Consider the following 21886-nt stretch of genomic DNA (forward strand, 5'->3'; position numbering starts at 1 on the left):
GTGGCGGCGGGGCTGGTGGGCGCGGGCGCCGTGGGCGGCGGCGACTCCCCGGGCGCCGGTGCGGTCGCCGAGGACCTTGGCGCGGGAGTGAGCTGCGCGGTGAGGTCGCGGTTGAGGGAGCGCACGTCGTCCTCGCCCAGCACCACCGTCTCCTCGGCCAGCGTGCGCTCACCCTGCGCGAGCGCCACGCGGTACGTCCCCGCGCGCAGCGGCAGCCGGGCCGGCGTGAGGTCCATGGGCTTGCCGTCCACCCGCACCATCAGCCCGGGGGGCGTGGACGTCACCAGCAGCAGGCCGCCGCGCGCCTCTTCCGTGGAAGTGGACTCCTGGCGAGGCTGAGCCCGGGCCGTGCCGCGCGCTGGCCGCGTGCGCTGGACGGAGCGGGCGGGGGCCGGCGTGGGCTCGCGCTGGGCCCGGGCCTGCTCGCCTTGCTGGCGCGCCTGTTCCCGCGTCCGCAGCTCGGCCGCGATGCGCAGCAGCTCCACGAGGTCGCCCTGGTCGTCCTTGCGCAGCCGCAGCGCCTCCGTGAAGTCGGCGACGGCCGCGTCGTAGTCCCGGTCCTCCAGCGCGGCCAGGCCCGCGGCGCGGCGGGCTCTGGCAAGCCCTTCATTCGGGTCCTCCCGCGGCGGCTCCACCGGCGCGGCGGGCGGCGGAGGCGTGGGGACCCGGGTGACGGCGTCCGGCGTGAGCTCGGGAGGGCTGTCGCGCCGACCGCGCACCACGCGATAGGCCACCACGTTGGCGGCGAGCGTGCCCAGGATGATGACGGCAATCCACGTCTTCTGTTTCATCGGAATCTCGTTGCCGCGCCGGCCGCGCCGGGCGGCAGCCGCTCAGGGGGCCAGGTACCAGAACAGCGCTGTGCCCACGGCCGCGCAGCCCGCGGCCAGGGCGATTGCCCACGGAAAGCCCTGGGCGCTCCCTTCGCGTGGCGCTTCCACCTCGCCATGCGCCCGCGTGGTGGCGGAGGTGCCGCTCGGCTCGCGCTCGGCGCTGGGGGCGGGCGTCCGGCCCGTGGAGGAGCTGCTGCCATGGGAGGTGCTGGAGGCGGGCAGCGCGGTGGGCGGCGGGCCCGTGACGCTGGACGGAAACAGCTCGGCGACGAGCGCCGCCATCTCATGCGTTCCCGACGCCCACTGCTGGGCGGCGCGGAAGCGCTCCAAGTCGTCCCGCAGCTCCCGGGCGCTCTGGTAGCGCGCGGCGGGCTCCTTCCGCAGCAGCCGGAGGATGATGCGCTCCAGCTCCGCGGGGAAGTCGGGCGTCCCCTCCGACGGCGGCGGCACGTTCGCCTGGGACGCGGCCATGATGGTGGCCTCCAGCGTGTCGCGCTTGAACAGGCGGCGCCCGGTGGCGGCTTCGTAGAGGACGATGCCCAGCGAATACAGGTCGGAGCGGTGGTCCAGCTCCTTGCTGGTGATCTGCTCCGGGGACATGTACGGATACTTGCCCTTCACCACCCCGGCGACGGTGCGCTCCGCGTTGACGGCGCTCTTCACGATGCCGAAGTCCGCCAGCTTGATGATGCCGTCGCGCGACACCAGCACGTTGCCCGGCGTGACGTCGCGGTGCACCAGCTTGAGCGGCGTTCCATCCGGCAGCGTCTTCGCGTGCGCGTACGCGAGCGCGTCCGCCACCGCGAGCCCCACGTCCACCGCCACGCGAATCCCCACCACCCGGCTGCTCCGGAGCGCCTGTCGCAGCAGCCGGTCCAACGAGTGGCCCTGAATCCACTCCATGGCCAGGTAGTACTGGCCGTCCACCCGCCCGAAGTCGAAGACCTGCACGATGTTCGGGTGCGTCAGCAGCGCGGCGACCTTCGCCTCGTCCGCGAACATGCGGCTGAACGACTCCAGGCTGGCGTACTCCGGCAGCACGCGCTTGATGACGCAGGACTTGGAGAACCCGTCGGGGCCGTCGATGGAGGCCAGATAGAGCTGGGCCATCCCACCGGTCGCCAACTGCTGGACAAGCCGGTACTTGCCGAATGAGCTGTCCTCGTTGTCCAACGTCGTCCCCAGGTATTTGCTGGAAAACGAGTAAGATATTGTCAGTGCCCCTACCCCACAAGTTTCCAGTCGGGTGGCAAATCTGTTGGAACCGTGGGGGCTGGAGGCGGCGCGGGCTCAGCGGCGCTTGGGCCGGGACTTCTTGGCGGCGGTCTTCTTCCGGCGGGACTTGCGCGGCGGCTCCGTCACCTCGGCGAAGCGCGCGCCGGTGATGCCGGCATGCTCCAGGGCCTCCTTGATGCCCTCTGACACGATGAGGCTCACCGGCCAGCCCCAGGTGCGGAACACCCGGGCGCCGTTCGTCTTCGTGGGGTCCACCCGGAGTCCGCTGACGTTGCGGTAGTGCCCCACGCGCTCGGGGAGGCCGTCCTCGGCGGTGTAGTGGATGACCTCCGCGCAGGCCCGGTCGTCGATGCAGCGCACCAGCCGGGTGGCGACGAGGATGAAGTGGGGCTCGTCGCGGTCCTCCACCTCCACCGGGAGCAGCTGTACGTCATCGGGCGCCAGCTCCCGGAAGACGGAGGCCACCCGCGCGGAGACGACGGGGGTGAGCCCCGCGCCCGCGAGCGAGAAGTCCAGCGGCGGTCCGGGCGGCGTCACCGTCAGGCGCAGCCTGCCCACGCTCCGCACGCGGGCGCCGGAGGTGAAGAGCCAGACGGAGTCCAGCTTCCGGTGGAGCTCCACCGCCACCGGGTCGCTCAGCTCGGGCCGGCCGGGGATGCGGAAGTCATCGTGGAGGTCGAAGTAGCGCGCCAGCCGGGTGGTGCGGGGGGGAGACCGGCGCGCGGCCGGCTTCTTCGTCCGGGGCCGCGCGTCAGCGGACACGTCGGCGAGGAGCATCTGCCGGGGGGCACCCGGCGTGGGGCCGGGACCTCTTGTCGGGGAGCGTCGCGTCAGGACGCGCAGCGCTTCCGTGAGCCGCCTGAACATCCGCCAATGTTACTTCCCCCTCCCGCGGGATGGGGGAGGAAGAAGCGGCGGACCTGGCTCTCCGCCGCCTCCCCGCCCGCTCGCGGGCCAGAGGCTACCAGGTGGTGTGCAGCGAGTAGCTCGCGGCCCGGGTGTCCAGGCTGAGGAAGGAGAACTGCCCCTCCGAGCACGTGCCGCTGTTGAGGAACAGCTTGCTGCCGTGCTCCACCCGCAGGCCCAGGTGGGTGTGGCCGGTGACGACGACGTCCGCGTGATGCGCGTTGGCCCGCGCCATGGCCCAGCGCTGGAAGGTGCACCGCTCCGGGTCCGGCAGCGCGTTGGTGATTTTCAAGTCCAGCGCCTGGAACCAGCGGAACATCGCCCGCATCCGCATCCGCCGCAGCCACGCCCCGGCCCACACCGCCGCCTCCGACAGCAGGCGCGCCTTGCGAATCATCCAGTCGTGGTGGTGTCCGTGGGTGAACAGCATCCGCACGCCGTCAGCCTGCAGAATCAGCTGGTCGGGCGCCCCCAGCACGGTGCCCGCCACCAGGTCGTGGTTGCCGTGGATGTAGTGGTAGCGCGGCAGCTCGAAGCGCCGGACGATTTCCGGGTGCGCCGCGCGGGCCGCCAGCAGCTCCGCCACCTTCCGCCCGGGCGTGCGCGGGGTGAGCGTCTCGAAGACGTCCCCGAGCAGCACGATTCGCTCGAAGTTGCCTTCCAAGAAACGGAGGAACCGCAGGAAGCCGGAGTCGTCGTGCCCGAAGTGGTCGGCGGCATCACGCCGCCCGAGATGAAGGTCCGAAATCACCGCGATCCGCATGCGCTCTCCCGAAGTGCTCCCGAAAGGTAGGAACTGCGTGCGGCGGCGGAATGGCCAGCGCGCGAAAATCCCGCTGCAACCGGATGCCATTCGTGTGTCGCCACCCTGTGCCCTTCCTCGTGGCCCGGCATCACTGACGCCAACGCCGGGGCTCCTGCCACCCTGCGCACGACCGGCGCATTCGTCCATGAGCCCTGTGTGCTTTGTGTCGCAACGCGGATGAACCGTGATTCGGCACCGGACATCCGCGGGCCCGCACCTCGCGCTTCCGCACATTGACTTGAAATCGTGTTTATTTGACACTAACTAGGTGTCCTGAAGACACGAAGGCGGGCGGAGGGCCCATGGTCATCGGCTACATGAAGGCGGCACCGACGACGTACGTGATGCGGTTCGAGGGGGGAAAGGTGGTCCAGGAGGGGGCGGGGCTCTCGTTCTTCTACTGGAAGCCGTCGGCGACGCTGGTGTCGGTGCCGCTGTCCAGCGCGGACGTGCCGTTCGTGTTCAACGAGGTGACGCGGGACTTCCAGGCGGTGACGCTGCAAGGGCAGCTCACGTGGCGGGTGACGGACCCGCGCCGGCTCGCATCGTTGCTGGACTACTCACTGGGCTCCACGGGGCGCTACCGCTCGGATGACCCGGAGAAGCTCCAGGAGCGGCTGGTGCAGGTGGCGCAGGTGCGGGCGCGCTCGGTGGTGCAGGGGCTGACGCTGCGCGAGGTGTTGGTGCGCTCGGACGCCATTGAACAGCAGGTGCTGGCGGCCCTGGCCGTCGCGGAGCCGGTGAAGGCGCTGGGCGTGGAGGTCATGGCCTTCTCGCTGCTGTCGGTGAAGCCGGCGCCGGAGATGGCGCGGGCGCTGGAGGCCGAGTCGCGCGAGGCGCTGCAACGCGACGCGGATGAGGCCATCTACGCGCGCCGCAACGCCGCGGTGGAGCAGGAGCGGCGCATCAAGGAGAGCGAGCTGGCCACGGAGCTGGCGGTGGAGGCGCGGCAGCGGCAGATTCGCGAGGCGAAGATGGCCGCGGACATCGCGGTGGAGGAGCAGCGCGCCGCGCTGATGACGCGCTGGAGCGACAACGAGCGGCAGGCCGCGGATGCCCGCGCGTACGCGCTGGAGAAGACGCTGGCCCCCGTGCGCGGGGTGGACTGGAAGACGCTGATGGCCACGTCCGCGGGCGGTGGGGACCCGGCGCTCAACATCGCCCTGGCCTTCCGGGAGATGGCGGAGAACGCGCAGCGCATCGGCGAGCTGAACGTGTCGCCGGACCTCCTGCGCTCGCTGATGGGCGGCAAGGGCCGCGAGCGCTGAGGCCGGGGAGGGGACCATGTACGAGAAGATCGTGCTCGTCACGCGCCGCACGCGCATGGCGGGCCTGGTGGAGCGCTTCAACACCAGGAAGCAGGCGAAGTTCTACGTGGAGCACGCGGGCCAGGACTTCGACGAGTTCACCCGCGAGGACGAAGCCTACCGGTGCAACGTGGACACGCTGCGGGAGTCGCTGTCCTTCGGGCTGCCGGTGCAGCAGGTGGACCGGAGCCTGGTGCCCACCTTCCTCTTCACCGGCAAGGAGGTGGTGGTCGTCGCGGGGCAGGACGGGCTGGTGGCGAACGTGGCGAAGTACGTGGGCGAGCAGCCGCTGGTGGGCGTGAATCCGGACCCGGAGCGCTTCGACGGCGTGCTCTTGCCCCATGCGGTTTCGGGCGCGCGCGGGGCGGTGCGGCGGGTGTTGGAGGGCAAAGCGGCCTTCAAGCGCGTCACCCTGGCGGAGGCGCGCCTGGAGGACGGGCAGCGGCTGCTGGCCTTCAACGACTTGTTCATCGGGGCGCGCTCCCATGTGTCCGCGCGCTACCGGCTGCGCACCGGCGACGAGGAGGAGTCCCAGTCCTCCAGCGGCGTGGTGGTGTCCACGGGCGCGGGCGCCACCGGGTGGCTGTCCTCCATCTTCAACCTGGCGCGAGGCGTGACGGCCCACGCGGGTGGGGTGCCGTGCGCGCCCGTGCGCCTGGGCTGGGAGGACCCGCGGCTGATTTTCGTGGTGCGCGAGCCCTTCGCCAGCCGTCACTCGGGCGCCAGTCTGGTGATGGGCGACGTGACGGAGGAGCGCGAGCTGGTGCTGGAGTCGCGGATGGCGTCGGAGGGCGTCATCTTCAGCGACGGCGTGGAGGAGGACTTCCTCCGCTTTGGCGCGGGCGCTACTGCCCGCATCCGTCCCGCGCGGCAGCGCGCCAGGCTGGTGGCGGGCTGACGGCGCGCCACCTCGCGCGGCAGGGCGGTCCGCGCGAGGCTCGCGTCCTTGCCGTCAGGGCGTGACGGTGACCTCCACCACGGGGCACGGCACTTCCGCCGGGCGGAACCCGCCATTCGGAGCGGGCACCGGCTCTCCCTCCCGGGCGACGTCCATCAGCGGGCCCCGGAACGCGATGCGGTACGTTCCGGGCGTCTGCAGGTCATAGTAGCGGGCGACGTCCACCTTGCCTTCCACCGACGTGCCGGGGGAGAGGGTGAGGTAGCTGTCGGCCGTGGGCGGCGCGCGCTTCGCCATGGGCCCCCGGTAGTCGAGCGAGCCTCCGTCGCGAGACACGTCGAAGATTTCGTTGAGGACGCCCTCCAGCGGCGTGTGCCAGCCGAGCACGCGCAGGGCTTGCGCCGTGGGATTGCCGAGCTCGAACACCAGCTCCACGGGTTCGCCCGCGCGCACCTGCGCCGGGCCACTCAGCATGCACGTCAACGTCGTTGCCATGGCCGGGGCCTCCTGCGTCGCCTCAGCGGATGGCGCCACGTCCTGCCGCGCCGCGCACGCACCGCCCAGCATTCCCAGGGACAGCACCGCGACGCCCCACCGCCTACCGGAAGAGATGAACATGGGCCCACGATAACGCGCGCGGAACGCGCGCAGCCCGGTGTTCTGCATGACGAAGCCGTGGCCGTCCGCCGCGGCGCACTCCCCGCGGCGGCGCTCCGGGGCGCTGGGTCCCGGAGGCACCGCGCGCGTGCCCCTTCCGTCCGCTACTTGGCGGCGGAGGCCGGCGCGCCACCTTCCTGCGCCAGCGTGCGCACCAGCTCGAGCGCGCGCCGCACGTGCTCGCCGACGCGAACCTGCGACTCGAAGCTGTCGCGGACGACGCCCGACCGGTCCACCACGAAGGTGACGCGTCCAGGCAGCAGGCCCAGGAAGGACGAGGACACACCGAAGGCCTCGCGCGCCTCGCCGCGCGCGTCGCTGAGCAACTTGAAGGGCAGCCGGTGCTTCGCCGCGAAGCCTTCGTGCGAGCCCACCGAATCACCGCTGATGCCCACCACCTCCGCGCCCGCGGCGACGAAGTCCTCGTACTGGTCCCTCAGTCCGCAGGCCTGCGCCGTGCAGCCGGGCGAGTCGTCCTTCGGATAGAAGTAGACGACCAACACCTTCTGGCCCACCAAATCACGCAGCCGCACCGACTGCCCCCCCGCGCCGGTGAGGGTGATGTCGGGTACCGCATCGCCTTGCTTCAGCAACTTCGTCTTGGCCATGACGTCCTCGCGTCGCCCCGGAGTCAGGCCGGTGCGTTCAACGCCGGGCACATCCCATCCGGCCCGCCGCGTCCCCACAAGTAATCCGCCGTGCTGAAAGCGGCCGTCAAAGACGACCTCCGGATGCCTGCTCGCCGCCCTGGCGGTTGATACGGCGCCTAATGACTAACGTTCATTTCAACGCACCCTGAAAGTCGCCACCGCATCTCGTAGAGTGTGGGGGAAGCGGTGTCGCTCCCCCGTCCGGCAGGCGACAGCCCTGTGCGCGGCCGGACCCGAAATTTCGGGCACCACCGCTGTGGTCGTCTTAGCTTTCGAGGCAGGAAGAGGCAGCTTAGGTCAGAGGTCAGGGCGGAAACTTTCGCCGGAGTTGCGCGGCGCAGCGTTCAGGCGTAGGACGCAGCTTCGGGGGGTTGGTCAGGAGCGGACATGGTCGGCCTCGTCGTCGCAGCGCACGGACGTCTGGCGGAGGAGCTGGTCTCCACCGCGGAGCAGATCGTGGGAGAGCTTCCCGCGGTGGCAACCTGCAACATCGAGCCTGGGACTCCTGTCGAGGATATCCGGGCGAAGATGAAGCAGGCGATTGCCCGCGTGGATGAGGGTGCGGGCGTCATCATCCTGGCCGACCTCTTCGGAGGTACGCCCTGTAAGGAGTCGCTGATGATGTGTCAGCGAATGAATGTGGAGGTCCTTGCTGGCGTCAACCTGCCCATGCTGCTGAAGGCGAACTCGCTCCGCTCGGAGGAGCTGTCGCTACCGGAGATGGCCAACCAGCTGGCTTCCCACGGCCAGCGCAACATCACCTGCGCATCCGCCCTGCTTCGCGAGGCACAGCAGCCGCGAACTTGACGGACCCGCGCGGGTCGGCGATTCGAGACTGCCGTGATCACCCTGGTCCGCGTCGACAACCGCCTCATCCATGGTCAGGTCGTCGAGGCCTGGCTCCCGTTCCTCAAGGTCTCCCGAGTGGTCGTGGCGGATGACGAGGCGGCCTCCAGCCCTCTCATCCGCGCGGCCATGGCCCTGGCCGTCCAGAGCGCCATCGAGGTGCAGATTCTGCCCCTGTCCCAGGTGGACTTCGCCGCCCTGTCCAAGGACGGTGTGCGCACCCTGGTGTTGTTGAGGGATGTGGCCTCGGTGCCCTTCGCGCACGCGCATGGGCTGGCCATGGATGAGCTGAATCTGGGCAACGTGCACTTTGGCACCGGCCGCAGGCAGGTCTCCCCGTCCGTCTTCCTGGCGGAGGCCGAGCTGACGACGCTCCAGCAGCTGGCCGACCAGGGGGTCCGGGTGGCGGCCCGCGCGGTGCCCGCCGAGAAGCCCGTGGGCCTGCTGGACCTCCGCGAGCGGTGGGCGAAGGCCGGGTGAGCGCGTGAGCGTCGTCTGGACCCAGGTGGCGCTCGCGGGGCTGTGGGGCGGACTGGTGGCGTTGGAGCGCAAGGCGTTCCTCCAGGCCATGCTGTCCCGGCCCCTGGTCGCCGCCACTGTCATGGGCGCCCTGCTGGATGACGTGGCGTCCGGCCTGGCCATTGGCATGCTCCTGGAGCTGTTCTTCCTGGGCACCGCCAACCTGGGCGCCGCGCTGCCGGAGAACGACACCCTGGCGGCCACGGGCGCCAGCGCCGCCGCGGCCACGCTGTCCGCGGCCACGGGCGCGGGCTCCACGCCGGCCATCTGGTCGCTCGCCGTGCTGCTCTTCATCGGACTGGGACGCGTGGGGCGCAAGGGTGACCGGCTGCTGGAAGGCTACACGGCGCGGCTGGCCCGGGTGGCGCTGGCCTCCGCGGAGGCGGGAAATATCACCCGCGCCATGCGGCAGAACCTGTGGGGCATGTGGCCCCACTTCGCCGTGTACGGCACGCTCACCGCGCTGTGCGCGCTGCTGGGCTTCTTCATCGAGCCGCTGCTCCAGGCGCTGCCCCCCGTGGTGGTGCGCGGGCTGGCGTGGGCCTGGCCGGCCATGGCGTCCGTGGCGGCGGCCATCGCGGCGCAGGGCAGCCACGCGCGGCGCGCGCCGCTCTACGCGGGGCTGGGCGCGGCGGCGGTGACGGTGTCCGTCGTGTGTGTCCTCCTCCTGGAGGACCGATGAGCACGCCCCAGGCCGCGCTCTCCTTCGGCGTGCTGCTGCGCGTCTTCCTGCGCTCGCTCTTCCTCCAGGCGTCGTGGAACCCCAAGGGCATGCAGAACCTGGGGCTGGCCTACGCCGTCTACCCCGCGCTGATGGTGCTGTACCCGCGGGGGCCCGCGCGCGAGGAAGCGGTGCGCCGGCATCTGGTCTTCTTCAACACGCACCCCTACGTCGCGGCGGCGATTGTCGGCGGCGTCATCAACCACGAAGAGCGCATCGCCCGCGGCGAGGAGACGCCGGACAAGGTGGTGGCCTTCAAGGCCGCGCTCATGGGGCCCCTGGCCGCGCTGGGGGACGGCTTCTTCTGGCTGTCCCTCAAGCCCGCGACGGGGGCGGTGAGCGCCGCGCTGGTGCCGCTGTTGGGTGTGTGGGCGGTGCCGCTGTTCCTGGTGCTCTACAATCTGGTGCACCTGCTGCTACGGGTGCGCCTGTATTGGCTGGGCCTGACGCTGGGTGACAGGCTGGTGGAAGCAGTGGCTCGCGCCAACCTCCCCGCGCGGGGGGCCCGGCTGCGGGCGGTGGCGGCGGCGAGCGCGGGCGGTGTGGCCGCCTGGCTGGCGGTGTCATTCGGGGCCAACGCGGGTGGGCTGTATGCGCCCCTGCTGGCGGCCGGGTGCCTGGCCCTGGGGGTGGCGTCCTACGTGCTGGTCAGCCGTCGGGTGCCGAACTACGTGGTGCTCTATGTCGCGGCGGGCCTGGCCTGCGTGGCGGGAGCATTCCTCTAAGGAGAGTGGGAGTCGCGATGGCAAGCGTGGTCGAAGGGACATACGAGATCATCAACGCGCTGGGGCTGCACGCCCGGGCCGCGGCGCAGATGGTCAAGGTGGCCAACCGGTTCAAGAGCGAGGTCACCATCGAAGCCCAGGGACAGCAGGCCAATGCCAAATCCATCATGGGCGTGCTGATGCTCGCGGCGGCCCAGGGCACCCAGGTGAAGCTCACCTGCAAGGGCGACGACGCGGAGGCCTGTCTCCAGGAGCTGGCGAAGCTCATTGGGGACCGGTTCGGCGAGGCGCAGTGAAGGGTCGTTCGAAAAACGCGGTAGACGGACAGGAGCGGAAGGAACCGTGAGCAGCCAGGCCACCCCCACTTTGAGGTTGTTGGGCATCGGCGCCTCTCCCGGCGTGGCGGTGGGGCACGCCTTCATCCTGGACCGCAAACGCATCCGCACGCCCAAGCTGCGGCTGGCGGAGGCGGAGGTCGAGCCCGAGCGGATGCGGATGAAGACCGCCATCGACCTGTCGGACCGCCAGCTCGCCGAGCTGAAGGACCAGATTACGCGCACCGAGGGCAGCGACCACGCCCTCATCCTGGAGGCGCACCGGTTGATGCTCCACGACCCCATGCTCGTGGACGAGGTGAACCGGCTCATCATCGAGGACCGCATCAACGCCGAGTGGGCCGTCCGGCGGGTGGCGCGCAAAATCAAGCACCTGTTCGACAACATCCCGGACGAGTACTTCCGCGAGCGCCGCTCGGACGTGGACTACGTCGCCGACCGCATCATCCGCAACCTGATGGGGCAGGTGGTGGACGAGGAAGTGGAGGTCCCGGCGGAGGCCATCGTCGTCGCGCACGACCTGTCTCCGGCGGACGCGGCGCTGATGGCGCGCAGCGGCCGGGTGGGGGGCTTCGTGACGGACCTGGGCGGCCAGACGAGCCACACCGCCATCGTCGCCCGCGCGCGGGAGACGCCCGCGGTGGTGGGCGCCGGCCGGGCCAGCGAACAGATTTCGCCGGGCGACCTGGTGGCCATGGATGGCATCCGGGGCGTGGTGCTGGTGAACCCCTCGGACGAGCAGCTCGCCGTCTTTCGCGAGGAGCAGCGCCGCCACCAGGAGAGCGAGCGGCTGGCCCTGGCGACCAAGGACCTGCCCGCGGTCAGCACCGATGGCTTCCAGATTCGCCTCAACGGCAACATCGAGTTCCTGGAGGAAATCCCCTCGCTGCTGGCGCACGGCGCGGAGGGCATTGGCCTGTACCGCACCGAGTTCATGTTCCTGGACCGGAAGACGGCGCCCACCGAGGAGGAGCACTACCGCGCCTACCGCCAGGTGCTGGAGGCCATGGGCGGACGCCCCGTCACCATCCGCACCTTGGATTTGGGCGGTGACAAGGTGCCGGGCAAGACGAAGCACGAGAAGGAACCCAACCCGGCCATGGGCCTGCGGGCCATCCGCTACTGCCTGTCCAACCGGGAGCTGTTCCGCACCCAGCTGCGCGCCGTGCTGCGCGCCAGCGTGCACGGCAACCTGCGGCTGATGTTCCCCCTCATCTGCGGGGTGAGCGAGCTGCGCGAGGCCCGCAGCGAGCTGGAGGCCTGCCGCACGGAGCTGGGCCGCGCGGGGGTGCCCGTGGGCAAGCGCTTCCCCGTGGGCATCATGGTGGAGACGCCCAGCGCGGCCACCATCGCCGACCGGCTGGCCCAGGAGGCGGACTTCTTCTCGGTGGGGACCAACGACCTCATCCAGTACTCGCTGGCCATCGACCGCCAGAATCGCGAGGTCGCCTACCTCTACCGGCCCCTCCACCTGTCCGTGCTCCGGCAACTGCGCGGCATCATCGACGCGGGCCGGGCGGCCAACATCCCCGTGTCCATGTGTGGGGAGATGGCGGGAGATCCGCTCTACACGCTGATGCTGCTGGCGCTGGGCTTCGACGAGCTGTCCATGACGTCGGGGCAGATTCCGGTGGTGAAGCGCTTCCTGCGCCGGGTGAGCCGCGTGGACGCCATGGAGCTGCTGCAGAACGCCATGGAGCTGACCACGGCGGAGGAGATCGAGCGCTACGTGCGCACGGAGATGGACCGCCGCTTCAGTGAGACGATGGAGCCGGGCGCGCCGGGTGTAGGGAACGCGGAGCCCACGGACCACGAGCCCTCCGAGCACGGGGCCCCGCCCTCGGGACGGAACACGGCTTGACGCCGCCGCGCCCGTGAGGGCGGGGCGGATGGCGGTGGCTTGCCAACATGCCTACCGGACCCGAAGGGGATTCCGGACGCGCGCCGTCGTGTGCACCTTGCCGGGACGAGCGCAGGGGCCCGCCCCAGGAGCAAGCATGTTCAATCCCGCCAACATCCAGATGGGTATGACCGCGAGAGACCGGGACGGTGAGAAGGTAGGCACCATCATCGCCGCGGACGCGGCGGGTTTCTTCATCGGCAGGGGGCGCCTCTTCACGCGCGACTGCCGGAGGTCCTTCTCGGATGTGGCGGACATCGACGGCGAGGATGTCTACCTGCGTGAGGAGTTGTCGCACCTGCCGGACCTCATGCCGGAGGCCCTGGCGCCCGCGCGGCGCGCCTCCACCACGGCGGGCCTGCCGCTCCAGCACGATTTGACGGGTGGACTGGGCTGGGCGCACGACGACGCCGACGAAGAGCCCCCGGTGCCGTCTTCGGCCCGGGAGTCCTCCGGCATGGCGCGGCAGTGGGCCAGCGGGGAGGGCGAAGCGGCGCCTCGTCGCGAGGCGCCTTCCTCGGAGGCGCGGCGGCACACGCGCCACTGAGCGGCCGCCGCGGCGTGGCTCACCAGCTCGACTTGATGACGCCGGGAATCTCTCCCCGGAGCGCCTTCTCACGGAACGCGATGCGCGACAGGCCGAAGCGCCTCAGGTTGCCCCGAGGCCTCCCCGTCAGCGCGCAGCGGTTCGTCACGCGGTTGGGGTTCGCGTCGCGGGGCAGCGCCGCCAGCGCGTCCTGCGCCGCGCGCCTTTCTTCATGGGACACGGTGAGGTCGCGGATGCGGGCCTTCAGCGCCGCGCGGCGCTTCGCGTACTTCGCGACCAGGGCCTTGCGCTGCGCGTTGCGCGCGACCTTGCTCTTCTTCGCCATGGCTGTGTCTTTCTCGCTCAGGGGTTCGGGGGAGGGACGACGTTCAGGTGGGGCGGCGGCGCCGGGGCTTCGTCCGCGTCGTCCGCCGCGACGTCGACGAGCAGCGGGGGCGCGAACTCACGGCCACGAGGTCGGTGCCGCGCGGCGGCTCGGAGGCGGCGCGGACAGGTGGGGCGTCCATCGCGGCGGCGCATCAGAGCTTCACTCCCTCCGCGAGCAGCTCCCGCACCACGCGGTCGATGCCGCGCTGGTTGATGATGCGGATGCCGTGCGCGCTCACCCGCAGCTTCACGAAGCGGTTCATGCTGGGCACCCAGAAGCGGTGCCACTGGAGGTTCGGCAGCGAGCGCCGCTTGTGCCGGTTGTTGGCGTGGGAGACGGTGTTGCCGACGAGCGGCCGCTTTCCGGTGACCTGGCAGACCTTCGACATGGAGGGTTCCTTTAGAGTGCTTCAATGGAAAGAAAGAGTCGCCGCTGGCCACTTCCGGCGATGGCGGGGGAGCGGTGCACGGCGCCGTTGCCCTGATTGCCGGGCCAGGACTCGCCCTTGAGGAGCGCCACGTCGAAGCGCTCCAGCGCGTGGACAGTCGCGCCGGGCCGCGTGACGTCACCTGATGCGCCCAGCGCGCCGCGTACGACGTGCGCATTCTCCAGCCACTCGGTGGCCGGCCCCGCGTAGGTGCAGAGCAGCCGGACGCCCACGCGGTCCACGTGGAAGCGCGGGCACATGTCGCTGGCCAGGATGTGGAGGCGCACGCCCAGCTCCGCCGCCCCGACCAGGTCCGTGTAGAGGTGCAGCAGGAAGTGCACGTCCGCGAGCCAGGCCTCGAACAGAGGGCCCTGCGGCAGGCCGTCCAGCCGGCGCCGCAAGTCCGGCGCGTCGCCCCGCACCCGGGCGATGACGTCCAGCTCGCGCGTGGCCGTCACGTCGCTGAGCCACTGCGCCAGCGGCGCGTCCAGGCCCCGGCGCCAGACGCAGAGGTTGAGGTCCTCGCGGTAGACGTCCGCGAGCTCCTCGGGCGTCCACACGAAGGCGTGGGCGGGCGGCGCGAGGGGGCGGAGGGCGGAGTGCATCAGGCGTGCTCCTCGTCCTCTTCCGTCCGCTGCACCTGCCACTCGGGGAACGGGTCTTCCAGGCGCGCCCAGTGCTGGGGCCCGCGCGCCAGCTCCGCCGGCGTGAGCAGGCAGGCCTCGAGCAGGCGGGCCATCTCCTCGTGGTCCGCGTCCTGGGTGATGAAGACGATTTCCTGCCGCCGGTCGCCGTGCGGGCCCACGCACTCGCGCTCGATGTCGGCGCGCGCCTGGGCATCCTCCGGCCACTCGGCGCGGGGCATCGCGTCCCACCACACGCCGCCGGGCTCGAAGCTGCAGGCGCCGCCCGCCTGGGCCCAGACGCCGGCGATGTCCATCCGCGTGGCGAGCCAGAAGAAGCCCTTGGAGCGCAGCACGCCCTTCCAGCTCTCGTGGATGAAGTCCCACAGCCGCGCGGGGTGGAAGGGCACGCGGCTACGGAAGACGAAGCTGCGGATGCCGTAGGTCTCCGTCTCCGGCGTGTGCTCGCCTCGCAGCTCCTTGAGCCAGCCCGGGGCGCGCCGCGCGCGCTCGAAGTCGAAGCGGCCGGTGTTGAGCACGGCGGCGAGGGGCACGCGGCCCCGCTCGGCAGCGACGAGGTGCGCCTCCGGGTTGAGCTTGCGCAGGATGTCCTTGAGCCGGGCCAGCTCCTCCGCCGGGACGAGGTCCGTCTTGTTGAGGACGAGCACGTCCGCGAACTCCACCTGCTCCACCAGCAGGTCCACCACGGTGCGCTCGTCCTCGTCCGCCGCGGCCAGTCCGCGCGCCGCGAGGTCATCCGCGGCGTTCCAGTCCCGCAGGAAGTTGAGGGCGTCCACCACCGTGACGAGCGTGTCCAGCCGCGCCACGTCCGACAGGCCCTGGCCCTGCTCGTCCGTGAAGGTGAACGTCTCCGCGACGGGCAGCGGTTCGGAGATGCCGGTGGACTCGATGAGCAGGTAGTCGAAGCGGCCCTCCCGGGCGAGCCGGGAGACCTCCAGCAGCAGGTCCTCGCGCAGCGTGCAGCAGATGCAGCCGTTGGACAGCTCCACCAGCTTCTCGTCCACCCGGCTCAGCGCGCCGCCCGTCTTCACCAGCCGGCCGTCGATGTTCACCTCGCTCATGTCGTTGACGATGACCGCCACCCGCAGACCCTCCCGGTTCTGGAGGACGTGGTTGAGCAGCGTCGTCTTCCCCGCCCCCAGGAAGCCGGAGAGCACCGTGACGGGCAGCCGGGTCGCGGGCGCCGTCACGGCTTGCCCTCCACGAACAGCACATGCTTGCGCACGCGCGGGTCGTACTTCTTCAACTGGAGCTTCTCCTGCGACTTCCGCTTGTTCTTCGTCGTTGTGTAGACGTAGCCAGTGCCCGCCGACGACACGAGCTGGATGATGGTGCGGTTTCCCTTGGGCATGGTGGGCTCCGGCCGCCGCGGAGTCAGGCCGGGACGGTGGTAGTGGTTTCCGGGGTGTTGTTGTAACCAAGTTGCGTTAATGGCGCAAGCAGCAGCGCGGGCCGGACGTCCTGGAAGCGGGCGTCGCTAGGCCTCGGCGTCTTCGTCCGGGCCGCGCGTCGCGCTCCGCCGCTTGCGGTAGCGGTTGATGGCGCGCTCCAGGGGGCGCAGGCCCATCAGGCACAGCAGGGCAATGGCCATGGTGGTGACGGCGGCGAAGTAGAAGCCCAGGCCGGCCGCCAGGCCCACGGAGGCGGTGAGCCAGAGGTTGGCCGCCGTCGTCAGGCCCTTCACCTGTCCGTTGTGGCGCAGGATGACGCCCGCGCCCAGAAAGCCGATGCCCACCACCACCTGGCTGGCGATGCGGCCGATGTCGCCCCGGGTACCCTCGGGGGTGTCAGGGCCCAGCGCCACTTCGATGAAGACGCTGGCCAGCGTGAAGCAGCACGCGCCCAGACACACGAGGATGTGGGTGCGCAGCCCGGCCGCCTGGCCGCGCACCTCACGCTCCAGACCCAGCACGCCCCCAAGCAGGGCGGCCAGGGCCAGCCTCAGCGCGACCGTCTGTTCATCCACGAGCGGGGAGCCTACTCACCCAGCTCGATTTTCTCGTCCTTGTCCGCTTCGCTCAGTTCGGGATTGGGCAGGGTGTCCAGCGCGGCCGTCAGCAGCTTGCTGGACGGCACCACGTAGGGCGCCACTTCCTCACCCAGCTCCTGGACGTACTGGCCCACGCGCTGCGCGTAGTCCTCGTCCTTGGAGTTCCAGCTCCCGGCGGCCTCGGCGAACCAGACCTCTTCGCCGTCGCGGCAGCGCACCAGCTTCGCGTGCACCGCGGCCTCCGCGCCGCTGCCCCGGAGCTGAATCTGGGGGGACAGCCAGAGCACGCCCTCCAACCCCTCCACGCACAGGCTCTTGAACGTGGCGTCCGTGGGCACGTCAGGCAGCGCCGCGCTCTCCTTCACCAGGAAGTCGCGGTTCTGGTTCACCCACTGGCGGGCGATGAGGCTCCACAGCTCGCCCACGGCGACCTTTCCGTCGGGCAGCGGCTGCGTCACCACCACCAGGCGCTTCACCTGGTGCTTGTCCACCGTGTCGTAGTCACCGCGCAGCCGCTGATTCTTCACCGCGGAGCACCCGGACAGCAGGCCCAGCCCGAGCACGGGCAACAGTCGCTTCATCATGATGTCCCTCTCCCGGCCCCCTCCCGCGGGAAGGGGGCCTCCTTCAGGTGCACGCCCGGGCCAGGGCGGCTCAGGCCGCCTTCGGCTCGGAGTCCTTGCCACCGCCAGCCGCGCCGCCCCCACCCGAGGACGCGCCCGACTCGCGCTGACGCCGGTCGTACATGAGCTGCATCACCGCGGCCAGCACGGTGAAGGACACCACCAGCGTGGTGATGAGGCCAATGCACGCTACCAGACCCATGGAGCGCAGGCCGTTGTGGGCCGCGGCCAGCAGCGCCGCGAAGGCCACCACCGCGGTGAGCGTGGAGGACGCGACGGCCGCGCCCACGCTGCGCAGGGCCACCAGGGGGGAGGTGCCCTCCAGGAAGCGGTGGAGCAGGTACAGGCCGTGACTCACCCCGAAGCCCAGGAGGATGGGCAGGATGATGATGTTCATGAAGTTCAGGCGCAGCCCCGTCAGCGCCATGATGCCCAGCATCATCGCCACGCCCACGCCCAGCGGAATCACGGACGCCAGCGCCAGCTTCGCGTTGCGGAAGTCCAGGAAGTGCATGGCCAGAATCCACAGCGCGGTGAGCACCACCGTCACCTTGCCGTCCCAGAGGACGATGCGCGCCAGCCGCGCGTAGAGCTGCGTGGCGCCCGCGGCGCGGAACTCCTTCTCCACCGTGGGGGCCTTGGGGTCCCACGCGTCCTGGTCATACCTGCCCGGCGTGTACGCGGCCTTGATGACCTTCGTCTCGTCGGAGAACTTCAGCATCTTCTGGCCGTCCAGCAGGTCCACGCTCGCGTAGATGAACGTGAGGTAGCCGTGGTTCTCCGGCTTCGCGGAGGGCAGGTTGCGGAACTGGGCGGTGTAGTTGGACGGGACGCCGTGGACGTCAAAGGGCTTGGCGTCCAGCACCTTCTTGAAGAAGTCCGCGTTGGCCTGCATCTCCGGCGGCAGCGCGGCGACGGAGAAGCCTTCGTCCTCCAGTTGCTGCATCTCCGCCTTCCACTCCTCCAGCACCTTGGCGTTGGCCGCGGCCGTCTCCGCCGGGGGCACGAAGGTGAAGATGCTCACCACCTGGTCGATGGAGGGGTACTTCTCCGGGTTCTGCGTCAGCTCCCGGTACACACCCTCGGCCTCGTCCAGGTCCTTGGTGTAGATGGCCATCGGGTCGCTGGAGATGTTGAAGCGCTCGTTGATTTCGTCCTGGAGCAGCACGGACGACATGCCGTCGGGGATGAGCGCGCGGGTGTTGTAGTTGAAGCTCACGCCGTACTTGAGGCGCTCGAGGAAGCCCAGCTCCACGCCCTTGGGCGGCTCCTCCGAACCGGCCCAGGGCACCGCGGCGGCGCAGATGAGCGCGACGATGGTGGTGCTGATGCCCAGCACCCACTTCGGCTTGGGGATGCGCAGCTCCTTGCCGGTGGTGGCGGAGTTGGTGGGCGGCGGCTTCATCATGCCGATGAGCTTCTGGGGCAGCTCCGGGTTGATGCGGCCGGCCAGCGCCAGAATCGCCGCGCTCCAGCAGAACAGCGTCAGGCCCAGGATGAGCGTGCCCGCGCCGGCCAGGAAGCCGAACTGGCTGAAGCCGCGGAACTCGCTGACCATCAGCACGAAGAAGGAGCCCGCCGTCACCACCGCGGCCACCGCGGCCGGACGGCCCGCGTTCATCACCGCGTCCCGGATGGCCACGTCGTACGGCTTGCCCGCGCCCAGCTCCAGCCGCGTGCGGAAGACGAAGTGGATGCCGTAGTCGATGCCGAAGCCGAGCAGGATGCCGCCCAGGATGGACGTAATCATGTTCAGCTCACCCACCGTCGCGTAGGTGAAGCCCAGCGTGTACAGCGTGCCCACCACCGTCCCCGTCACGACGAGGAAGGTGGGCGCCAGCTTGCGGAAGAAGAGGATGGTGATGACGAAGATGGCGCCCAGGGCGATGAGCGTCACCGGCTCCAGCGACTCCTCAATCGCGTAGGAGTCATCCACCGTCGTCTTGTACGAGCCGGTGAAGCCGTAGGCGATGCGCTCCCCGTCGCCCATCCGCTGGTAGTCCTCCTCCAGCTTCACCTTGCCCGGCTGCGCGGAGTACGCGTCGAGCTGGCCCTTGAGCCGCTCCAGGTAGGCCTTCGTCTTGCCGATTTCGGTGTTGTCCCACATCGGCTTGACGAGCAGCAGGAGCATCTTCTTGTCGTCAGAGATGTTGTAGTCGTCGCGGATGCTCTTCTTGCCAATGGAAGAGTACTTGTCGACCAGGTCCTGCATGTTCAGCTCGACGGGCTCGGAGCCGCCCAGGTCGATGAAGAACGGGTTGCTGCGCTTCAGCTTGTCGCGCAGGAACGCCATGATGCGGCGCTTGCCCTCGACCAGGTCCTCCGTCTTCACGAAGAGGACCATGTTCTGCTGGATGAACTCGACGGGCAGCTTGTAGGAGACGTTGCGGACGTACTCCGTGTCCTCCTGCATGAGCTTCGCGAGGTCGTCGGCGGTGCGCTTGAGCGCGGCCTCGTCCGAAGAGCGCAGGGCGACCATGAGGAAGCCGCTGCCGCCCACCATGTCGATGACCTGCTTGACGTCCTTCACCTCGTCCAAATCCTGGGAGATGAGGTCGAGCTGGTTGGAGTTGATGTGCAGCTTCGACGTCCCCCACAGCGACACGGCCAGCAGGGCCAGCATCACCAGGAGGACCGCCCCGGGCCTGCGGACCAGCAGTCCGGCGAAGGCTTGGGCGAAACGGGAGTGGGAGTTCGGGTTTCTATCGCCGCTCATGCGGCGGCGACCCTACCGGCAAACGCCCGGGCCCGAAAGGCAAAGCCCGGCCGCCAGGCCGCTGCCCTGCCTCGGACGCCCGCGTCATGCCGGAGGGCGCCCCAGGCCCGTGCTCAGGGGGCGGGCGGCGCGGAGACCCGCAGCACGTCGTTTTCCGGTTCCTTGGGGGGCAAAAGGAACGAGCGCGGGTCCTTCACGAGGTGCGCGAGCACGGCGCGCAGGAAGGGCAGGGCCTCGCGGGTCGGGACGTCACGGGCGCGGACGGCCACCCCCAGCGCGAGCGAGAAGGACACCCCGAAGTTGATGAGGCCGGTGAGGGCCATGCCCGCCAGCGCGGCCAGGAACTCCGGCTGGAGCACCGCCCCAGGCCCCAGCGCCGTGCCCGCCAGGGAGAGCGAGCCCAGCACGAAGGTGACGTGGCGCACGTCCAGCCCCAGCCCGAAGAAGCCGCCCACCACGGGCCCCAGGGCCAGCAGGAAGCCCAGCGTCACGTTGGCCCCCAGGCCGGAGGCCGCGTGCTGGAAGCCCTCCGCCAGCCGCCGGGCGCGCGCCTCTCCCAGAAGCCGCCGCAGCACGCGGTGGTGGGCCAGCGCCTCGGGCAACCGCCGGTACACCACGAAGTTCTCCAGCCACCCGCCCGCCACGCTGCTCATCCACAGCATGACGCCCGTCATGACGGCGAAGATCAGCGTGCCGCTCTTCCACGGGTGCAGGGAGGCCACCGTGGCCTGGGCCTTGGCCGGGCTCATGAAGGCGTTGCCGGTGCTGAGCTGGTACCCCAGCGCGAACACGACGGCTGCTGGGGCCACCACGCCCAGGTTGCCCACGAAGGCCGCCAACTGGGAGCGGGTGATGCGCGGGATGAGCTCCACCAGGCTCGCCAGCCGCTCACCCCGGGCGCCTTCGCCCACCGCGCCCGCGAGCGTGGCCGCCGTCACGGACGGCTGCTTGGTGGCCAGGGTGAAGCCCAGCGCCTGGATGAGGAGGAAGGCCAGGGCGTAGTTGAGGCCCACGGCCAGGAAGGTGAAGAAGGGCGCCAGCAGCAAGCCCGACAGGAACGTCTTGTGGGCCACCGCCACCGCCGTCACCAGCCCGCCGCCCGCCGCGGAGTGCACCATGGCGTGGAAGCCCTCGCGGGTGCTGGTGATGTAGTGCTCGCCGGAGTGCCCCGCGCGTTCAATGACCTTGCGCGCCAGCATCCGCACGTTGCGCTTCACCAGCTCCACCACGGAGCGGTCCGCGTGCGCGCGCCGCAGCAGGTCCGACACCAGGGTCATGGCCTCGCGCCAGCGCGGCTCGCCCCGCGCGGCCCCCAGCACGCGGGCAATGGCCTCCATGCGCTCCAGGACCCGGCGGATGCGCTCCAGCCGGTACACCAGGTCCACGCTGACGCCCGCGTCCTCCAGGTGGCGTGACACGCTGCCCACCACCTGGCGGCAGTCCGCCACGCATTGCGACAAGTCCCGCAGCGTGTCCGCCGCCGCGTCGCGCGCCAGGACCGCGTCGCAGACGAGCCGCATCCGCAGGAAGGGCGAGGCGCGGAAGGACGTCTCCGGGCTGCGGTCGCGCACGTCCTCGGCCATGCCCAGGGCCGCCACCTGCACCGCCAGCAGCAGCAGCGCGTCCATCAAGTCCGCGCGCACGCGGGCGGCGGGCATGGGCTCTGGCGACGCGGGTTCACCGACCAGCGCCGCGAGCTGCGCGAGCCGCGCGGGGGACAGCCGCGCCAGCCAGTCCGCGTCGTCCGGGTCCGGGCACAGGCGCAAGAGCAGCTCCGACAGCTTGCCGGGCTCCGGCGGGGCGGGCAGCAGTGAACGGGCGAGCCGGTCCGACGCCTCCGCGAAGAAGCCCTGTCCGGCGGGCAGGCCCACCTGGGCGAAGAGCTTGAGGCCCCGGCTGCCCTCGAACACGGCGGACACCAGCCGGGTGAGGGTGGCGCGCATGGCGGGCTCGCCTTCGAGCACGCGCACCATCAGGGCCAGCCGGCTGTCGGCGGCGGAGGCCTCCGGTTCGGAGGCGTCCACCAGCGCGTGGGCGGGGATGCGCTCGCGCAGCCACTGCATCCAGCGCTCCACCCACTGGAGCCGGTCTTCCAGGCCGCCCTCGGGCACGTCGCACAGCAGCCGGTACAAATCCCGTACGGCGGAGTGGCCCGGCGCCCGGGGCGCGTACTGCATGCAGAACGCGTCCACCTCGCGGGCGGAGGGCTGCTGCTTGGGGGCGGGGGACTGCAC

The 21886-nt window shown here is 70.6% G+C and carries 25 protein-coding genes; 9 read left to right on the top strand and 16 right to left on the bottom strand.

Features of this window, described 5'->3' with window-relative positions; genetic code table 11:
• The 4 genes from HV824_RS27460 to HV824_RS27475 form a co-directional block, all read right to left on the bottom strand.
• Nucleotides 1-791, bottom strand: a 791-nt coding sequence (locus tag HV824_RS27460) for a PEGA domain-containing protein (protein ID WP_176424608.1), incomplete at its 3' end; no start/stop codon positions are given.
• A gap of 42 nt (nucleotides 792-833) precedes the next feature.
• Entirely contained in the window at nucleotides 834-2006 is a 1173-nt protein-coding gene (locus HV824_RS27465) for a serine/threonine-protein kinase (RefSeq protein ID WP_176418245.1), read from the bottom strand.
• Nucleotides 2007-2123: 117 nt separating this feature from the next.
• Nucleotides 2124-2846, bottom strand: a complete 723-nt coding sequence (locus HV824_RS27470) for a DUF1629 domain-containing protein (RefSeq protein WP_176418246.1) — start codon at nucleotides 2844-2846, stop codon at nucleotides 2124-2126.
• A gap of 184 nt (nucleotides 2847-3030) precedes the next feature.
• Nucleotides 3031-3738 (bottom strand): metallophosphoesterase family protein, encoded by a 708-nt coding sequence (locus HV824_RS27475; protein WP_176418247.1) that lies wholly within the window; start codon nucleotides 3736-3738, stop codon nucleotides 3031-3033.
• Between the two features lie 344 nt (nucleotides 3739-4082).
• On the opposite strand from HV824_RS27475, the gene HV824_RS27480 reads away from it, so the two are divergent.
• Together HV824_RS27480 and HV824_RS27485 are read left to right on the top strand one after the other, a co-directional pair.
• Nucleotides 4083-5048 carry an SPFH domain-containing protein gene (locus HV824_RS27480; protein ID WP_176418248.1) on the top strand — a complete coding sequence of 322 codons (966 nt, stop codon included), beginning with the start codon at nucleotides 4083-4085 and terminating at the stop codon, nucleotides 5046-5048.
• 16 nt (nucleotides 5049-5064) lie between these two features.
• A complete protein-coding gene (locus HV824_RS27485) occupies nucleotides 5065-5985 on the top strand; it encodes an NAD+ kinase (protein ID WP_176418249.1) in 921 nt (306 codons plus the stop codon).
• A gap of 54 nt (nucleotides 5986-6039) precedes the next feature.
• On the opposite strand, the gene HV824_RS27490 is transcribed toward HV824_RS27485, so the two are convergent.
• Together HV824_RS27490 and HV824_RS27495 are read right to left on the bottom strand one after the other, a co-directional pair.
• Nucleotides 6040-6723: a protease gene (locus HV824_RS27490; protein ID WP_368670946.1), complete on the bottom strand. Its 684-nt coding sequence runs from the start codon at nucleotides 6721-6723 to the stop codon at nucleotides 6040-6042.
• A 23-nt stretch (nucleotides 6724-6746) separates the two neighbouring features.
• Nucleotides 6747-7250, bottom strand: coding sequence for a peroxiredoxin (locus HV824_RS27495; RefSeq protein WP_176418250.1), 504 nt, complete (start codon nucleotides 7248-7250; stop codon nucleotides 6747-6749).
• A gap of 429 nt (nucleotides 7251-7679) precedes the next feature.
• Between HV824_RS27495 and HV824_RS27500 the strand changes: the two genes are divergently transcribed.
• From HV824_RS27500 to HV824_RS27530, 7 genes are all read left to right on the top strand, one after another.
• Complete coding sequence (locus HV824_RS27500; RefSeq protein ID WP_140795462.1) at nucleotides 7680-8099, top strand: PTS sugar transporter subunit IIA; 420 nt, start codon at nucleotides 7680-7682, stop codon at nucleotides 8097-8099.
• Between the two features lie 33 nt (nucleotides 8100-8132).
• Nucleotides 8133-8618 carry a PTS sugar transporter subunit IIB gene (locus HV824_RS27505; protein WP_176418251.1) on the top strand — a complete coding sequence of 162 codons (486 nt, stop codon included), beginning with the start codon at nucleotides 8133-8135 and terminating at the stop codon, nucleotides 8616-8618.
• 4 nt (nucleotides 8619-8622) lie between these two features.
• Nucleotides 8623-9339 carry a PTS sugar transporter subunit IIC gene (locus tag HV824_RS27510; protein ID WP_176418252.1) on the top strand — a complete coding sequence of 239 codons (717 nt, stop codon included), beginning with the start codon at nucleotides 8623-8625 and terminating at the stop codon, nucleotides 9337-9339.
• A complete protein-coding gene (locus HV824_RS27515; protein WP_176418253.1) occupies nucleotides 9336-10103 on the top strand; it encodes a PTS system mannose/fructose/sorbose family transporter subunit IID in 768 nt (255 codons plus the stop codon). The genes HV824_RS27510 and HV824_RS27515 overlap by 4 nt, the downstream gene beginning before the upstream one ends.
• A 17-nt stretch (nucleotides 10104-10120) precedes the next feature.
• Entirely contained in the window at nucleotides 10121-10399 is a 279-nt protein-coding gene (locus HV824_RS27520) for an HPr family phosphocarrier protein (protein ID WP_163783964.1), read from the top strand.
• A 46-nt stretch (nucleotides 10400-10445) separates the two neighbouring features.
• Entirely contained in the window at nucleotides 10446-12299 is a 1854-nt protein-coding gene (gene ptsP, locus HV824_RS27525) for a phosphoenolpyruvate--protein phosphotransferase (RefSeq protein WP_176418254.1), read from the top strand.
• Between the two features lie 136 nt (nucleotides 12300-12435).
• Complete coding sequence (locus tag HV824_RS27530) at nucleotides 12436-12885, top strand: hypothetical protein (protein WP_176418255.1); 450 nt, start codon at nucleotides 12436-12438, stop codon at nucleotides 12883-12885.
• 19 nt (nucleotides 12886-12904) lie between these two features.
• Here the strand turns inward: HV824_RS27530 and rpsN are convergent, their stop codons facing one another.
• The 10 genes from rpsN to HV824_RS27580 all read right to left on the bottom strand — a co-directional run bounded on the left by rpsN (nucleotide 12905) and on the right by HV824_RS27580 (nucleotide 21886).
• Entirely contained in the window at nucleotides 12905-13210 is a 306-nt protein-coding gene (gene rpsN, locus HV824_RS27535; RefSeq protein WP_176418256.1) for a 30S ribosomal protein S14, read from the bottom strand.
• A gap of 17 nt (nucleotides 13211-13227) precedes the next feature.
• A complete protein-coding gene (locus HV824_RS27540; protein WP_176418257.1) occupies nucleotides 13228-13404 on the bottom strand; it encodes a hypothetical protein in 177 nt (58 codons plus the stop codon).
• Nucleotides 13404-13640 (bottom strand): 50S ribosomal protein L28, encoded by a 237-nt coding sequence (gene rpmB, locus HV824_RS27545; protein WP_002633194.1) that lies wholly within the window; start codon nucleotides 13638-13640, stop codon nucleotides 13404-13406. Before rpmB ends, HV824_RS27540 begins: the two co-directional genes overlap by 1 nt.
• An 11-nt stretch (nucleotides 13641-13651) precedes the next feature.
• Nucleotides 13652-14284, bottom strand: coding sequence for a DUF1826 domain-containing protein (locus tag HV824_RS27550; RefSeq protein ID WP_176418258.1), 633 nt, complete (start codon nucleotides 14282-14284; stop codon nucleotides 13652-13654).
• The gene (zigA, locus tag HV824_RS27555) at nucleotides 14284-15513 is read right to left on the bottom strand and encodes a zinc metallochaperone GTPase ZigA (RefSeq protein ID WP_176418259.1); all 1230 of its coding nucleotides are present in this window, start codon (nucleotides 15511-15513) and stop codon (nucleotides 14284-14286) included. Before zigA ends, HV824_RS27550 begins: the two co-directional genes overlap by 1 nt.
• The gene (gene rpmG / locus HV824_RS27560) at nucleotides 15510-15674 is read right to left on the bottom strand and encodes a 50S ribosomal protein L33 (RefSeq protein ID WP_176418260.1); all 165 of its coding nucleotides are present in this window, start codon (nucleotides 15672-15674) and stop codon (nucleotides 15510-15512) included. The genes zigA and rpmG overlap by 4 nt, the downstream gene beginning before the upstream one ends.
• 126 nt (nucleotides 15675-15800) lie before the next feature.
• Nucleotides 15801-16289, bottom strand: a complete 489-nt coding sequence (locus HV824_RS27565; RefSeq protein WP_176418261.1) for an MgtC/SapB family protein — start codon at nucleotides 16287-16289, stop codon at nucleotides 15801-15803.
• A gap of 11 nt (nucleotides 16290-16300) precedes the next feature.
• Nucleotides 16301-16897, bottom strand: coding sequence for an MXAN_6521/LA_1396 family lipoprotein (locus tag HV824_RS27570; protein WP_176418262.1), 597 nt, complete (start codon nucleotides 16895-16897; stop codon nucleotides 16301-16303).
• Nucleotides 16898-16967: 70 nt separating this feature from the next.
• Nucleotides 16968-19652 (bottom strand): RND family transporter, encoded by a 2685-nt coding sequence (locus HV824_RS27575; RefSeq protein ID WP_176418263.1) that lies wholly within the window; start codon nucleotides 19650-19652, stop codon nucleotides 16968-16970.
• A gap of 113 nt (nucleotides 19653-19765) precedes the next feature.
• Entirely contained in the window at nucleotides 19766-21886 is a 2121-nt protein-coding gene (locus HV824_RS27580) for a site-specific recombinase (RefSeq protein WP_176424609.1), read from the bottom strand.

This window comes from Myxococcus sp. AM009 (assembly GCF_013372605.1).
Classification (GTDB): domain Bacteria; phylum Myxococcota; class Myxococcia; order Myxococcales; family Myxococcaceae; genus Myxococcus; species Myxococcus vastator.

What these genes read in the sequence shown, in the direction of transcription:
- HV824_RS27470 (WP_176418246.1), bottom strand. Translation starts at nt 2,846, where the DNA reads ATGCTCCTCGCCGACGTGTCCGCTGACGCGCGGCCCCGGACGAAGAAG.
- HV824_RS27475 (WP_176418247.1), bottom strand. Translation starts at nt 3,738, where the DNA reads ATGCGGATCGCGGTGATTTCGGACCTTCATCTCGGGCGGCGTGATGCC.
- HV824_RS27480 (WP_176418248.1), top strand. Translation starts at nt 4,083, where the DNA reads ATGGTCATCGGCTACATGAAGGCGGCACCGACGACGTACGTGATGCGG.
- HV824_RS27485 (WP_176418249.1), top strand. Translation starts at nt 5,065, where the DNA reads ATGTACGAGAAGATCGTGCTCGTCACGCGCCGCACGCGCATGGCGGGC.
- HV824_RS27495 (WP_176418250.1), bottom strand. Translation starts at nt 7,250, where the DNA reads ATGGCCAAGACGAAGTTGCTGAAGCAAGGCGATGCGGTACCCGACATC.
- HV824_RS27500 (WP_140795462.1), top strand. Translation starts at nt 7,680, where the DNA reads ATGGTCGGCCTCGTCGTCGCAGCGCACGGACGTCTGGCGGAGGAGCTG.
- HV824_RS27515 (WP_176418253.1), top strand. Translation starts at nt 9,336, where the DNA reads ATGAGCACGCCCCAGGCCGCGCTCTCCTTCGGCGTGCTGCTGCGCGTC.
- HV824_RS27520 (WP_163783964.1), top strand. Translation starts at nt 10,121, where the DNA reads ATGGCAAGCGTGGTCGAAGGGACATACGAGATCATCAACGCGCTGGGG.
- HV824_RS27530 (WP_176418255.1), top strand. Translation starts at nt 12,436, where the DNA reads ATGTTCAATCCCGCCAACATCCAGATGGGTATGACCGCGAGAGACCGG.
- rpsN (WP_176418256.1), bottom strand. Translation starts at nt 13,210, where the DNA reads ATGGCGAAGAAGAGCAAGGTCGCGCGCAACGCGCAGCGCAAGGCCCTG.
- HV824_RS27540 (WP_176418257.1), bottom strand. Translation starts at nt 13,404, where the DNA reads ATGCGCCGCCGCGATGGACGCCCCACCTGTCCGCGCCGCCTCCGAGCC.
- rpmB (WP_002633194.1), bottom strand. Translation starts at nt 13,640, where the DNA reads ATGTCGAAGGTCTGCCAGGTCACCGGAAAGCGGCCGCTCGTCGGCAAC.
- HV824_RS27550 (WP_176418258.1), bottom strand. Translation starts at nt 14,284, where the DNA reads ATGCACTCCGCCCTCCGCCCCCTCGCGCCGCCCGCCCACGCCTTCGTG.
- rpmG (WP_176418260.1), bottom strand. Translation starts at nt 15,674, where the DNA reads ATGCCCAAGGGAAACCGCACCATCATCCAGCTCGTGTCGTCGGCGGGC.
- HV824_RS27570 (WP_176418262.1), bottom strand. Translation starts at nt 16,897, where the DNA reads ATGATGAAGCGACTGTTGCCCGTGCTCGGGCTGGGCCTGCTGTCCGGG.
- HV824_RS27575 (WP_176418263.1), bottom strand. Translation starts at nt 19,652, where the DNA reads ATGAGCGGCGATAGAAACCCGAACTCCCACTCCCGTTTCGCCCAAGCC.